The sequence below is a fragment of the Cobetia sp. 29-18-1 genome (assembly GCF_029846405.1).
Taxonomy (GTDB): domain Bacteria; phylum Pseudomonadota; class Gammaproteobacteria; order Pseudomonadales; family Halomonadaceae; genus Cobetia; species Cobetia amphilecti.
In genome coordinates this window covers 1-14,201 of the sequence record NZ_JARWKS010000034.1, presented here as the reverse complement: position 1 = coordinate 14,201, position 14,201 = coordinate 1, and the positions used below count along the sequence as shown (strand labels likewise).

The 14,201-nt window shown below is 58.2% G+C and carries 14 protein-coding genes and 1 pseudogene; 11 read left to right on the top strand and 4 right to left on the bottom strand.

Going from position 1 to position 14,201, the window contains the following annotated elements; genetic code table 11:
- Positions 1-221 precede the first annotated feature (221 nt).
- The 7 genes from QD208_RS17125 to QD208_RS17095 all read left to right on the top strand — a co-directional run bounded on the left by QD208_RS17125 (position 222) and on the right by QD208_RS17095 (position 3,314).
- Positions 222-782, top strand: coding sequence for a recombinase family protein (locus QD208_RS17125; protein WP_279837607.1), 561 nt, complete (start codon positions 222-224; stop codon positions 780-782).
- Between the two features lie 98 nt (positions 783-880).
- Positions 881-1,261, top strand: a complete 381-nt coding sequence (locus QD208_RS17120) for a hypothetical protein (protein WP_279837606.1) — start codon at positions 881-883, stop codon at positions 1,259-1,261.
- 2 nt (positions 1,262-1,263) lie between these two features.
- On the top strand, positions 1,264-1,482 hold the full coding sequence (locus tag QD208_RS17115) for a helix-turn-helix domain-containing protein (RefSeq protein ID WP_279837604.1): 219 nt from the start codon (positions 1,264-1,266) through the stop codon (positions 1,480-1,482).
- 3 nt (positions 1,483-1,485) lie between these two features.
- Positions 1,486-1,830, top strand: coding sequence for a hypothetical protein (locus QD208_RS17110; RefSeq protein ID WP_279837603.1), 345 nt, complete (start codon positions 1,486-1,488; stop codon positions 1,828-1,830).
- Positions 1,831-2,158: 328 nt separating this feature from the next.
- Entirely contained in the window at positions 2,159-2,674 is a 516-nt protein-coding gene (locus QD208_RS17105) for a hypothetical protein (RefSeq protein ID WP_279837602.1), read from the top strand.
- Between the two features lie 310 nt (positions 2,675-2,984).
- The gene (locus QD208_RS17100) at positions 2,985-3,149 is read left to right on the top strand and encodes a hypothetical protein (RefSeq protein WP_279837601.1); all 165 of its coding nucleotides are present in this window, start codon (positions 2,985-2,987) and stop codon (positions 3,147-3,149) included.
- Positions 3,150-3,176: 27 nt separating this feature from the next.
- Entirely contained in the window at positions 3,177-3,314 is a 138-nt protein-coding gene (locus QD208_RS17095; protein WP_279837600.1) for a hypothetical protein, read from the top strand.
- 1,070 nt (positions 3,315-4,384) lie between these two features.
- Here the strand turns inward: QD208_RS17095 and QD208_RS17090 are convergent.
- The 3 genes from QD208_RS17090 to QD208_RS17080 form a co-directional block, all read right to left on the bottom strand.
- On the bottom strand, positions 4,385-4,672 hold the full coding sequence (locus QD208_RS17090) for a type II toxin-antitoxin system RelE/ParE family toxin (protein ID WP_279837599.1): 288 nt from the start codon (positions 4,670-4,672) through the stop codon (positions 4,385-4,387).
- A gap of 125 nt (positions 4,673-4,797) precedes the next feature.
- Positions 4,798-6,045 (bottom strand): cytosine permease, encoded by a 1,248-nt coding sequence (codB, locus tag QD208_RS17085; RefSeq protein ID WP_279837608.1) that lies wholly within the window; start codon positions 6,043-6,045, stop codon positions 4,798-4,800.
- 559 nt (positions 6,046-6,604) lie between these two features.
- Positions 6,605-9,043 carry an FdhF/YdeP family oxidoreductase gene (locus QD208_RS17080; RefSeq protein ID WP_279837598.1) on the bottom strand — a complete coding sequence of 813 codons (2,439 nt, stop codon included), beginning with the start codon at positions 9,041-9,043 and terminating at the stop codon, positions 6,605-6,607.
- A gap of 285 nt (positions 9,044-9,328) precedes the next feature.
- Between QD208_RS17080 and QD208_RS17075 the strand changes: the two genes are divergently transcribed.
- Entirely contained in the window at positions 9,329-9,769 is a 441-nt protein-coding gene (locus tag QD208_RS17075) for a hemerythrin domain-containing protein (RefSeq protein ID WP_279837597.1), read from the top strand.
- 358 nt (positions 9,770-10,127) lie between these two features.
- On the opposite strand, the pseudogene QD208_RS17070 reads toward QD208_RS17075, so the two are convergent.
- Positions 10,128-10,808: pseudogene (locus QD208_RS17070) on the bottom strand (hypothetical protein); the annotation flags it as partial.
- A 449-nt stretch (positions 10,809-11,257) separates the two neighbouring features.
- Between QD208_RS17070 and QD208_RS17065 the strand changes: the two are divergent.
- The 3 genes from QD208_RS17065 to QD208_RS17055 all read left to right on the top strand — a co-directional run bounded on the left by QD208_RS17065 (position 11,258) and on the right by QD208_RS17055 (position 13,991).
- Positions 11,258-11,611, top strand: a complete 354-nt coding sequence (locus QD208_RS17065) for a hypothetical protein (RefSeq protein ID WP_279837594.1) — start codon at positions 11,258-11,260, stop codon at positions 11,609-11,611.
- Positions 11,612-11,810: 199 nt separating this feature from the next.
- Entirely contained in the window at positions 11,811-12,665 is an 855-nt protein-coding gene (locus QD208_RS17060; RefSeq protein ID WP_279837593.1) for an SDR family oxidoreductase, read from the top strand.
- A gap of 303 nt (positions 12,666-12,968) precedes the next feature.
- A complete protein-coding gene (locus QD208_RS17055) occupies positions 12,969-13,991 on the top strand; it encodes a patatin-like phospholipase family protein (protein ID WP_279837592.1) in 1,023 nt (340 codons plus the stop codon).
- The last annotated feature ends 210 nt before the right edge of the window (positions 13,992-14,201 follow it).

Sequence of the window (14,201 nt, the reverse complement as noted above, 5' to 3'; positions counted from 1 at the left end):
GTCGGTATGATCAGAGCTTAGCGCCTGGTCCGAATTCTGGGGTCCACTTCAATGGTCAGCGACATGACCATACCTCCATCGCCACTGCGAGGCGGACCAAAAGGTATACCCTGTGAGCCATGCCAGAGCTGTGACTGATAGGTGGGCTCAAATGTGTTGTTTTACTGTGAGCTACCAGCTACATTGTGAGCCACACCTTATGGTCCACAAGGAAGTCTCTCATGTCAGCCACCATCGCCTATGTACGCGTCAGCACCGACGACCAGGACACCAGCGCCCAGCGCCACGCAATCGCTAACCGCTATCAAGTGGACAAGACGTTCGAGGACGAAGCGATCTCGGGGGCGATCAAGGCCAAGCAGCGCAAGGGCTTTGGTGAGCTACTGCACTACGTCCGTGAAGGTGACGTAGTGGTCGTCTACGCCATCGACCGCATGGGACGCGACACCATCGACGTCCTGGAGACAGTCGAAGCGCTCAAGACAAAGGGAGTGGCGATCATTTCCATCCGGGAAGGCTTCGATCTATCCACGCCGATGGGAAAAGCCATGCTTACCATGCTGGCAGCCATGGCCGAGCTTGAGCGCTCCAACATCAAGTCGCGGCAACTGGCTGGGATCGAGAGAGCCCGCGCCGAAGGTAAAAACCTTGGCCGTGCCAAAACCATCGATGATGAGGCAGTCGTCGCATGGCGGAAGGAGAACTCAGCCAGCATCCGCAAGACAGCCGATCACTTCGGCATATCCCCGGCCTCGGTGAAGCGTGCATGCTCACCTAACTGATTGATTTGGCAGGCATAAGAGTTGAGAATGCTTCTCACAAGCTGGATTCGGCGTGTCGCCCACAGCAGAATAAGTGAACACTAACTTACGTGAGCATCATGAACATCATAGCAAGCCAGTCAGCAGTCCGGACTTCGATTCGTAACCACCCTATGACCGATGCCGAACGCAGCCGTCGTGCTCGCCGTCGAAAGCAAATTCATCGCGAGACGGCTGAGGCATTTGGATTGTCCCCCATCACCATCCTGCTTCCCGACTACATCGTTGACCAGATGATTGATATTCAGGGTGGAACGATCGACTACGTCCCTACCGATCTGATCATTTTCAAAGCGCTCTATGATTACCTGTCGGGCTTGTCAGACGAAGAAAAAGACAACCCTGCCATCGTTGATTTATCAACACAGGAAGGTTCAGAACAGGCGCTTCGCGACGCTTTCGATCACGCTGCCAAGATCATGGCAAAAGAGGCACTGTAGCGATGGCCACCAAGCCCGATATCGAAGCACAAGTTGTAGTAATGCTCGAAGCGGACTACACCATGGCGTCGGTCGCTAAGCGCCTCGACCTGTCCTTGTCCACTGTGAAGCGCATCAAGAAGCGCCGGAGCGTAAAGGCAGGGGTGGTTACCCAGGAGATGATCGATGCCCATCGGGTCGAACTGCGCAAGTCGTTCGATGAAGACTGGATCAAGGACTAGGCATTGGCCCTGATTGTCGATGAGCTGGCGCTAGCTCACGAGTTGTGGGAACGCGTCTACATGGCCCTGGAGAAAGCGCCAGCACCAGATAATATGCGGACATGGGGTATGCACCTTCGTGGCCTCACAGCGGCGTCTACGGCCCTCAAGAGCACAAGTGACGTGCTCCACAGGGCCATCGGCTACAACCGCACAGACGGTGAATCTGAGCACCTGCCGGAACTGGTGGTGCGCTCTCTCACCGAGGAAGAGATACACGCCATCAAGGCAGCGGGCGCCGCTTGCCGAGAAGACGAAGAGCAGCTTGAAGAGACGCAAGAGGACAGCGGACTGGTTGTGCTGAATTAGCGCCAGCGAGCGCACATGGAGCCGACCGCTTCAGGTTGGCAATTTATCGAGAGATCAGGGACTAGACCATGAACGACGGTGCCAATGATGGGGTGCATTTGTCCGACCAGAATAACGAAATCCCAGCAAAGCAAACGGCCCCCCGCCCAGCGCTGGCGCCCACTTCACCGCCACCGGCAACGACGGTCGGCCAGTATATGTAGAGAATCACCCTCCCATACCCCATTTGAAGAAGCGAGAGCCTAACAGCGTGGTCCCTTCTTCAGTGAGAACGCGAGCCAACGGCGACGCTGACGATCACTACTTCTCCTGGAAGCTGACTTACTGCATGAAGGCGCTGGGGAAGCACCATCACACCCACAGAGCAGACGGTTGGAAGTTGGCATCGATCACGGTCAACCTTCCCTTTCTCAGAAGCACAGCCCTGACGATGCGGAAGAAGGGACCGGCAACCGCTTACGGCGACGCCATCGCTGACCGCCTGAAGCACCTTGCCCGTAAGCCACGCTTCTTCCTGGTCCTTGAAGACTCCGCAGACGAGACGCTGCACGCTCACCTCTGCATGATCTACCACTCGGATGACAAGAAAGCGATCCAGCAAGCTCTCAAGCTCGACGCTGCCAGCAACAACGCGTCCGTGATGTTTAAGCACGAATACCGCCAATATGAACCTGACCGGGATCAGGGTGATATTGACCGTGAAATGGATGCAGCAAGGGAGGTCGCGCGAGCGGCCGGAGTTCCCGATGATGAGGAAGAACCGGAAGACTCGTATTCGCTGTATCAGCTCTACGACCAGCGGCTGGATCGTTACTACCGAATGAAACCTGTCGATATCGGCTAGCTGGATTACCTCAGCATGGATATTCACCTTGCAGGCCCAAACTTCGTTCCTGGCAAGTCTGGCGGCCAGGGCCGTGTATACGTGCAGCGTGAGCTGATGAAAGAAGCCAACGCACTGCACTCAGAGGCGCGTGGTGACTACCTACATCGTAAACAGCAGGTTCAGGAAGAACGAAAGTCCTAGAAATTCTGCCCCCTGCCCAACACCTTGCATGCACAACGTCCGGCGTGATTTGAAAATGCCTGTCTGATAGCGTGTTCAGCAAAATCTGAATAACCCGGCATCACCGGGGCATCAAGGCAGGGAGCCCATGGACGTAGAGCAGTTTATCGAGAGCTGGCAAGGCGTGACCGGCACGGAACGCGCGAACTATCAGCTGTTTCTTGGCGAGTTGCGCGCCTTCCTGGAGCTGGATATGCCAGAGCCCGCGACAGACGCCCCCCCCGAGACAACGCTTACGTCTTCGAGCGCCTGACGCGTGCCAGTCTAGGGAGTTGCGACCATGTTCATGAAGCTGCTGATCGCCTGTGAGCTGCTGTCTCGCTTGATCGACTGGACGGCCAAGCAGGTTCTGCTAGCGCTCTTGCTCACCCCGGACTGGGTGTTCGCCTACCTCGCCTACAAACTGCTGTTCGACTGACAGCCCCTCCGCAGACCCGAAGTCCTAGGGAAATCTTGTCGCTAGACTCAACTGAGCCACGGATAGAAGCCACAATGGCCGCACAAAAGGAACGGCATCAGATCAGCGGGGTGCGAATGATCACCTCGATCGGCATTGGCCTTGCATTTGGAGGCGTCAGTCTGACGCTATTGGTTTGCAGAAACGACTTCGAAGGCGGAGTCGCCGTATCACTGTTTACACTTGGTCTTGTATGTGCATGCCTCGTGTTCGTCTACCCAAAGGTGTCGTCGATAGTCATCGCTGGCCACGAGATCAAACTCCAAAAGCTCACCATGCAGGCGGAAGACGAGATTGCTCGACTAAAGGAAAGTCGGCTTAACCTCTACCGCGTGGCCCTGAGAATGGTAATGAAGCACTCTGGAGGTTTCGCAAGTGGCTGGGAGTCTGACGGAAGAATCCCTGAGATATTGGAGCTTTTGGGATACATCGACAAAGAAGGTGCAATCCCAAAGCTTGCCAGCGAGATCAGGGGGAAAATTCATCCTATTCTTACCAAGCAAATCGACTTTGTTCGCAGAGCGGCTGATGATCATGCAAGTCTCACACTGCCCGAGATAGATCGAGAAGTGCCCCCGCCATACGTGAGTGGCTCGCGTCAGTTGATCGTGGACAATACCAGACCCACATACTCAAAATGTTGGAGAGAGAGGCCGACTGGCTTGAGGAAATGCTCGATTATTATGAGAGGGTCGACGCCGTGTATTTTCGTCAATATAAGGACGATCCGGCAGTATAGTCGATGTTGCAGTGTCGCTCAGATGGCTCGATCAAGCTCCTTCAGCCCAAGCACGCATGTGCGTCTCCGCGAAATGGAAGAACTAGAGGCCTTGCACTTCGGACTTCGGACTTCGGACTTCGGACTTCGGACTTCGGACTTCAGCTGACCCGGTCCTGCCCCCAAAGTCATAGAAAATTCCCTCTTGCTAGTGTCCCTTGCACGCATAACGCTCGGAGCGAATCGAAAATCATCCCAGGAGGCCGCCTGTAGCGCTGTAGATGCGCTGCCCATGCGTACCCATGCCCTTGATTCAGCGCAGCGTCAGGGTGCACTCAGGGTCATTCTGGCGCCCGTCAGCATGAATCCATCGTCCCAATTTAAGACGACAGCGACAGTCCGGGGGGGCTATCCTCAGATCAAACTCCTGACTTGCGGCGTCGAGAATCTGCACCTTTCGATAGAGCGAACTGGAGAGCACCGCAGGTATCTTGCGGTGGCCAACACCTTGCTCGTAGAAGCTCTCGAGCCACACACCCCTGAATTTCACCGCCATGGCAGAACCTTTTTCCATCACTTTATGCACAACCATATTGTGCATAAAGTGACTCTACCCTGAAGCGGCTCTAACATGACGTTTCTTTCCCCCATGAAAAACGCCCAACGAGTCCAGGACTCATTGGGCGCTGCATACTTCACTCCCCTTCACATCAGGCGCTCAGCGACTCACGCCGCTGCCTTGTTGGCAAGCTTGATCAGTCCGCCGTAGACAACGAAGGCGACCACGACACCCACGACGGGCGGCATGAACGGTGAGCTCCAGGCGCACAGGCAGGCGATGGCGTAGGCGGCGAGGCCCGGCCAGTGATAATCGACCTTGGGCACCTCGGCGAGACGCGGATACTGCCCTTTGTGGCCGAGCCAGAAGTTGGCCATGATCACGCCGCCGATCGGCGGGATGAAAGTGCCGAGCAGAATCAGGAACGGAATCAGCCACTCATACATGCCGAGTACCGCCAGCACTGTGCCGATGGCCGCGCCGCCCAGGGTGACACGCTGGCGATGCGGAGTGCGCAGCAGATTGCAGCCGGCGATCGCTAAGTTATAGATGGTGTTGTCCTGAGTGGTCCAGATATTGAGGAACAGCATCAGAACGGCGAGGCTGACCAGCCCTTGGGCGATCATCACATCGACGATATCGGCTTGCTGGTAGATCATCGCGCCGAGCGCGCCAGTGAGCACCATCAGGCCATTGCCGATGAAGAAGGCCGCCAGCGTGGCGATCACGGCAATCTTCGGCGAGCGCGCGAAGCGGCTCCAGTTGGTCGCCTGGGTGCCACCGCTGATGAAGGTACCGATCACCGCGGTGATGGCGGCGGTCCAGCTCATGGAATCCGTCGGTGTCAGCGCGGAGAGCCCTGCCATGCCGCCGACATCGACCATGCCGGTGTAGAGACTGAACAGGATGAACAGCAGCATGGCCGGCACGGCGATGCGCGAGAGCATGTCCAGCCCGCGATAACCGATCATCGCCGTCAGACAGAAGGCGAAACCGAAGATGACCATCAGCGGCGTGGTCAGCCACTCCGGCAAGCCGAGCGTCTTGACCAGCACGATGGCGATGGTCGCGGTGCCCCAGGCGTACCAGCCGATCTGGGTGAACCCGAGCACGAAGTCAGACAGGCGGCTGCCCTTCTCGCCAAAGCACAGCCGACCCATCAGCACCGAATTCAGACCGCTCTTGCAGGCGATATAGGCCAGGGCGGCAGCGTAACCGCCGAGTAGCAGGTTGCCGATCACGATGATCCACAGCAGTTCATTGAGCGCGAATGCGGCACCCAATGACCCTCCCGCCCACATGGTGGCGGTAAAGAAGGTGAAGCCGAGCAGCACCATCGAGGTGGAGAGCAGTCCCCGTCGTGCCGAGGCGGGCACTTCGCTCAAAGGATAATCATTGCCGGAGTCGCGTGCCATCGATGCCTGATCTGAGGTGCGCTCTAGTGCGTGAGGTGAGGAGTGTCCTGCCATGAGTGCCTTCCTGGAGCTCGGTCGTGAGTCGTCGAGTCTTGTGGTGGTGTCAGCCTGCCTGAACGCCGGCCACCGCCTCCTGCGGGCAAGGTGGCGGGCAGAGCGGCGGTCGCTACCCTACCACCACGCAAGATTCACGCCACCCATCCTCAAGCCGTGCAAGACGCCAGCTCGCTGCCTGTGCCATGAAGCTGACACAGGCGTCAGGATCCGGCCTGCCAACAGGCGCGGTTGACCACAAGACAGCCTCCAGAAATGATTCTTCAGCAAGTCCGGCGCAGAACCTACGAACCCCTCAGATACGCCGACGTTGGCGCCATCTTGACTGCTATACACCAGAACGCCACGCGGCGCACTCTTTCAGTGCAGCGCGTGGCGTGGCTCTCGCCATACTTCACTGACGTCGAAACCTGACGCCCGATACAGGATGTAAAGTTTTCAGTCTTTCCTTATTCAGCGGTTCCTATCTAGCAATTTCTATCTAGCAGTTCAGGCACAAGCCCCTTCAGCTGCTCGCCAGCACCCCTTCGCTGGCATTGACCTCTTCGGTATCCATCAAACGCAACCTGACAGGCACCGATTTCGAGGCGGGCGTGTTGCTGCGCGCATCGCGGTGATCCAGCGGAATCAGGTCATTGGTTTCCGGGTAGTACGCTGCCAGACAGCCCGTCGGGATGTCGTATTCCTTGAGCTTGAAGCCCGCCATGCTGCGCTCGACGCCGTCTTCGCTGACCGTTTCCAGCGTCACGCGCTGCCCCTCGCTCAGGCCCAGCGTCTCGAGATCCTGCGGGCTGATCATCACCACCATCCGCGTGCCATAGACGTCGCGATAGCGATCATCATTGGAGTAGACGGTGGTATTGAACTGATCATGGCCGCGCATGGTGCTGAGCAGGAAGGTGCTATCCATATTCAGGGTCTCGTGGGTGACCTTGTTCAGACCCTCCTCATCGGTGCCCAGGCCTTCCGGGAACAGGAAGTTGGCGCGGCCGGAATCGGTATGCCAGATACGCTCACGCGGAGCGATGCGAATATGGAAGCCACCCTGTGCCAGACGCGCGTTGTAGTCGGGGAATATCTGCGGGAAGACCGCCTCGATGCGATCACGGATACGCCCGTAATCCGCCTGCAGCCAGTCCCAGTCCAGGGTCGGGTGCGGCGTCAGTGCTGCCTTGGCTAGCTGACAGGTAATCGCGATCTCGGAATGCAGACTGTCATCCGCCGGTGCCATTACGCCACGTGATGGCGCGACATTGCACATGCCGTCTTCAACACTGGTGGTCTGCTCCGCCCCCTTGCCATCCTCACCGGCCTGCAGATCACGTTCACTGTGGCCAAGTGTCGGCAGTACCCAGCCATGCTTGCCGGGATGCAGATGACTGCGATTGAGCTTGGTGGCGATATGCACCGTCATATCCAGCTCATGAACCTTCTCCACGATGCGCTTCTGGTCCGGAATCGCGCGGAAGAAGTTGCCGCCCATGCCGATGAAGGCCCGTGTCTCACCGCGCAGAATTGCCTCACAGCATTCGGCGACGTCATGTCCGTTGTCGCGTGGGCAGGAGATATCGAAGACACGATCGAAGGCATCCAGCATTGCGCCATTAGGCAGGTTCTCGATGCCGACGGTACGGTCCCCCTGCACATTGGAGTGGCCACGTACCGGACATGGCCCAGCGCCCGGCTTGCCGATGTTGCCGCGCAGCAGCAGCAGGTTGACGATCTGCTGGATGGTATCGCCACCCCGCGCATGCTGGGTGATCCCCATGCCCCAGCAACAGATGACACGCTCGGCTTCCAGATAGGTCTGTGCCGCCTGCTCCAATGACTCACGCGACAGGCCCGACATCGAGACCAGCGCGTCCCAGCTCTGTTCACGACAATGCTCGGCGAAGGCATCAAAACCGTGGGTATGCTGGGCGATGAAGTCGTGATCCAGATAGCCCACTGCATGCGGATTGCTTTCACGCAGTGCATCATCAGCCTCGATCACGTACTTGCACATCGCCTGCACCGCAGCGAGATCTCCGCCGATGCGCAGTTGATGATACTGGCTGCTGATATCGACACCCTTGCCGCTCAGCATGTCCTTGGGTGACTGCGGATCGGCAAAACTGACCAGCGCCCGTTCACGTAGCGGGTTGAAACTCACGACCTCGGCGCCGCGCCCACGTGCCTCGTGCAGGTCGCCCAGCATGCGCGGACTGTTGGTGCCACTGTTCTGACCGAAGATGAAGATGGCATCGGCCTGCTTGAAGTCCTCGAGATTGACGGTCGCCTTGCCGATGCCAATCGATTCCGGCAGCGCCCGCGAGGTGGTCTCGTGGCACATGTTCGAGCAGTCCGGGAAGTTGTTGGTGCCATACATGCGCCCGAATACCGAGAACAGGAATGCCGCCTCGTTGGAGGTACGCCCCGAGGTATAGAACTCGACTTGGTTCGGGTCGTCGTAACTCTTGAGACGCTCACCGATCTCGGCGTAGGCCGCCTCCCAGCTGGTGACCTCATAGCGATCCTGTGCCGCGTTATAGCGCAGCGGTTGTGTCAGGCGCCCCTCTTTCTCCAGATGATGGTCTGTCCACTCACGCAATTCACTCAGCGTATTGTTGGCGAACAGCTCATTACTGACACGCTCACGCGTGGCCTCCCACGCCAGGGCCTTGGCGCCGTTCTCACAGAAATTGGCGCCCTTGGGCTTGTCACCATTCGGCCAGGCACAGCTCGGGCAAATAAAGCCATCCGGCTTGTTCATCTTCATCAGGCTGGCATGCCCGGCAATCGGCAGGTGCTCCTGCCAGATGTACTTCTCAACCGCCTTGAGTGATGGCCAGCCCCCACCTGGCGGTCGATCCAACTGGCTGCCCGAAAGTGAGGCGGACAACGCCGGTGCGTGCGACCACTTCGAGCTGAATGAATCGACTGTCGTGGTCTCGTCGTGTGACATGTCAGGACTCCTGGCGGCGCTTGCTCACTTCATCAGTGTCAGTCAAAAGACATCCACCAAAAGAGAAGAGCAAATAGAAGATGGGCGATGACTCATCACTTGCCTCGACGAGACCCTTTTTCAAGGTCGATCGGCGTTGCGCACTTGAACTTCCGCCGATCCGCCACCAGAGTTGTACAGACCTGACACAAGCAAGGCCGCCTGACCAAGTGAGCTATTCCATCAGGATGCGCCACTGGCCTTGCCAAGCAACTCAAGAAGCCAAAGCTGATGAGGAGCCGGACCATGACCATTTTTGAAGCCCTGCGCGAGACGCACGACGAACAACGCCGCCTGCTGGACATGCTGGTACAGACTGAAGGTGACAGCGAACCACGAGATGACCTCTTTGCCCGCGTAAAGGAATCACTCACCAATCACGCTGGTGCCGAGGAGCGTGCGCTTTATATTCCGATGATGGAACACGACATGACGCAGGAGAAGGCGCGTCACAGTGTTGCCGAGCACCATGAGATCGATGAGCTGGTCGAGAAACTCGAAGCGACCGATTACAGCTCGCCGGGTTGGCTGGCAGCGGCTAAGCAGCTCCAGCATCTAGTCACGCATCACCTGGATGAGGAAGAGCAGGAAGTCTTTCAGCTGGCAGGCCGTGTCTTTGATGACGCCACCAAGCAACAGCTGGCAGATGAATATCATCAGGACATGAAGGCACGCGAAGCGGCCTGAGCCAGAATTCAGCATCGAGCCAAGCCGAAAGCGCTCGGCGCTATGGCAAGCTAAACGCTATCGATAACCGCCGATGACGCACACGAAAACGGGCTGACCACATCACGTGGCCAGCCCGTTTTTTCATCCATTCGCGCTGCGGTGAAGGCGCTGCTGTCTCTCACAACATGTGTCACAGCGACTGAAGCGATAGTGATGCCAACACGTCATCAGCAACGAGACACGCGGCCTACTTGCGGCGCGGCGGGCGCGCGGCACCTTTCGATGCCGGTTTTCTGCTCGGGCTGCTTGAGCGTTTGCCATTGCCTTTCCCGGCCTTCGTCTTGTCATCAGGCTTCTCCGCACGCCCTACGTAACGCGCGATCCAGATGGTGTGCTTGGCCCCCGAGGTGCCATGCGCGTAGACCTGACGCGCCTCCGCCTTGAAACCGGCTCGCGACAGGCGCTGCGAGAAGCGCGCATCGGCCGTGGCCGACCACACCGCCAGAATGCCGGCCGGTCGCAGCGCCCTGGCACACACCGCCAGCCCCTCAGCACTATAGAGCCAGTCGTTGTCATCCGCGGTCAGGCCTTCCGGGCCGTTGTCCACATCCAGCATGATGGCATCGAAGCCGCCGGGCGCTTCACGCAGCACCTCGGCCACATCGCGATTCTCGACTGTCGTGCGCGGATCCCGAATCGGGTAGCCCGCCTTGGCGCCCAGCGGCCCGTCATTCCAGGCCACCACTCCCGGCACCAGCTCAGCGACGACCACCTCGGCATCTGCCTTGAAGTGCTTGAGCGCGGCGGCCAGCGTGAAGCCCATTCCCAGACCCCCGATCAGAACGCGCTGCGGCGCCGCCGGCGTGCCGCGACTCTTGAGTAGACCGGCAGGAATCTCTGCCAGCGCATCTTCCGAGCCATGCATGCGGGTATTCATCAGCTGCCCGCCCTTGCCGCTCTCGATCTTGATGACGAAATCCTCGCCATACTCGAACAGACACAACGAATCCGTCGTGCCGGGGATCGGCGCGGTATCGAGCAGCACAAAGCGTTTCATGGCACATCCATAGAAGGAAAAATGATCATCTGTCAGGTGGCTTCGTGGCCATCCTGACTATATTCAACATGACGGACATCTGTACGACATGGGGGAGCGTTAGTCTAACAGTCAGAACCCCGTGGCAGGTATCCGCCTGCGCGAAGGCATGAAGTTTCGCGAAAGCACGATAAAAATGAGAGCATGCGCGCATCAAGGCTGGAAGATATTCGCGAATTCTCTAATACTACCTTTTGAAGAACGCAACACCGTCGTAAAGCAAAGACTCTCAGCACGAACACTCTCAGTACGAACTGTCACCTCAAGACCAATGACTGCTGCGCCAAGGAAAGTGCAGGGCTCACGCCGGCAGATGGGCCACCCCCATCGCCGTCGAGGCAAAGTGACACCGACACCTAGAGAATCACTCAAGATTCCGACTCATCGGAACCCGAAAAGAGGATATTTCGATGCCGCATACCCATCCGGAGCGACTCGCGACGATCAGTGCCAGCCAGGTCGAGGAACACTTTCGCGATCTCCATCCCATCGTGGCGTTGGTTTCAGCCACTCGGTTGCTGCAATTCCTCGAACGGGAAGGTCTGACATTGCATGCACACCGAGCCCTGTGCGCCAGCATCATTCGCAAGGCACTGCCCAGCCTCGAAACTGGCCCCGGGCATGATCCTGCCAATCTGCCAACCCTGCACGGAATAGAACAGACCGAGGAAAGCGAGCCGCGTGTTCCCCTTGCTCAGACCATGGCAGCGGGCGCCAGTACGCCAGCCACCATGCATGACAAGCATGAGGATATCGCCTCCTGACAACCGCCAGGCTTGCCGATAACGAGACACCCTGACGCCCAGCTCCGTTCACACGGGGCTGGGCGCTTTTATATTCCTAAACAAGAAAACAATGATAAGGGGGTTTAATCCGTCACGATCGTCCACAGATCTGTGAGTAGACGTTCAGCGTCTGAAAGCGCATCAGCGCATTCACGATCAACGAACCGGAGGTGACGGCATGACTCAGCAACAGCCCCCACAGCATCAGAACCATCAACCGGGCGATGAACATCGCATGGAACCCAAGCCCGAATACATCCGCGAGAGCTATCGCGGCAGCGGTAAACTGCTGGGCAGGGTGGCAGTCATCACCGGTGGTGACAGCGGTATCGGCCGCGCCGCCGCCGTACACTTCGCACGCGAGGGTGCCGATTGTCTGATCACGCATTTGGGCAGTGAAGAAGTCGATGCGGAAGAAACCATTCGCCTGATCGAAGCCGAAGGTAGGCGCGGGCGTCGAATCGCTGGCGATATCGGCGACTCGGCCTTCTGTCGCAAGGTCATCGAAGGTGCGCTGGAAGAGTTCGGTCAGCTCAATATTCTGGTCAACAATGCCGCTGAGCAGTATGACTGGGATGACGTGACCGAGATCGATGACGAGCAGCTGGAGCGCACCTTCAAGACCAACCTCTTCAGCCATTTCTATCTGATCAAGGCCGCCGTGCCGCATCTCTCCAAAGGCGATTCCATCATCGCCACCTCGTCCGTCAATGCCTTCAAGGGCAATGACAGCCTGATCGATTACAGCGCCACCAAGGGTGCCATCCAGGGGCTGGTGCGCTCACTTTCCGGCACGCTGATGGACCGCGGCATTCGCGTCAACGCCGTCGCCCCTGGTCCTGTCTGGACACCACTGATCCCCGCCAGCTTCGATGACGACAAGGTGGCCAGTTTTGGTGAACAGGTCCCGATGGAGCGCCCCGGCCAGCCAAGCGAAATGGGCCCGGCCTACGTCTATCTGGCCAGCGAAGACTCAAGCTACATGACAGGCCAGACGATTCACCTCAATGGCGGCGTCGTACTCAATACCTGATCGCAGACCTTCAGCACACACCTGAGCAAGCCAGGTGTGATGCGACATGCTCGATACGAAACAGGCCGCCCCATCTTGGGCGGCCTGTTTCGCATAGGGGCCTGCTCATGGAAGACGCACCGCGCCTCAGCGCTTGATCCGCGTTCAAGCCCCCTCTTCTATCCGCGGCAGTATCAGGCCCTCCTGTTTGTCCGTATCAGTCATTTCAGTCGGCTGAAAACCAGTGGCCTCTCTATTCTGGTAGCAGCCACAGGCGTTGCCTGTGGAAAGGACTGAGCGTTACCCGCTCTGCAGGAGGCAAGCATGTCCAAGCTGATTCTCTCACTGGATGGCGGTGGCATTCGCGGCGCGGCCACCGCTCAGTTTCTGATGCGTATCGACACTGCGCTCCGGGATGACCACCAGACCACACTGCGTGACCGTGTCGATTTCTACGCAGGTACCAGTACCGGCAGCCTGATTGCGCTGGCACTGGCTACCACTGACATGAGCCTCGATGACATCAATGGGCTGTACAGCACGACCAATGCCAGAAAGATCTTTGCCGACAACCGGGGCTGGTTCGAGCTCGATGGCATCAATGCACCCAAGTACGAAGCCAAGGGCAAGACCTCGTTACTCAAGAAGCACCTGGGTCAGGCCAAGCTCAGGGATGTTTCCGCAGGCAAGCAGGTACTCGTCGTCACCTATGGGATCGAGAGGCGCCGCCCGCATGTGCTGAAGTCTAGCAAGCGCGAGCATCACAAACTGCTGTCCTGGCAGGTAGCAGATGCCTCAAGCGCTGCTCCCACCTACTTCCCGACACGTGATATGAAGCTCGGGCCGGACAACGAGCAGACCTGGCTGATCGATGGTGGCGTCGTTGCCAACAACCCCACCATGTGCGCCATCGCTGAGGCTTGCCGATTATGGCCAGATGAGTCTCGCCGCGTGCTGTCGATCGGCACCGGGACCCGCACGCGCAAGATCAATGGCCCGGATTCACAGCACTGGGGCGCGATACAGTGGATGCTGGAAGGCAGCCTGATCGATGTGCTGTCTGATGAGAAGGTAGTCGGCTATCAGGCCATCACCATCTCGCCGCCAGGCAGCTATATCCGCGTCAATGCCGAGATGCGCCCGCAACCAGGGATGCCGAAGTCACCTGACGATGCGATGGACGACATCAGCGCGACCAACATCAAGCACTTGAAGGCGATGGGCGATTTCTGGTTCGAGCAATACGGTGAAGCGGTGCTGGCCCTGATCATCGATAACTACCAGGGCCCCTCGTTGGATCGCATCGACCCCCTGACTGGCAAGCCGGAAGCCTATCAACCCGAATAGCCGTGCCACGAAAGACAGGGAGCTGTACACATCAGTGCATCTCCCTGTCGTTCGTGAATCACTGGCTGATACAGCAGAGCTTAAAACAAGAGATATGTGGCGTAGCCAGCAATCATTGCCATGGCGAAGATGACTGCCACGAAAGCGAGAATCAGCTGAAGTGGACCCCATCCTTTGGACCACCTGACGGGTCGTCTAAGCTCGGATCAG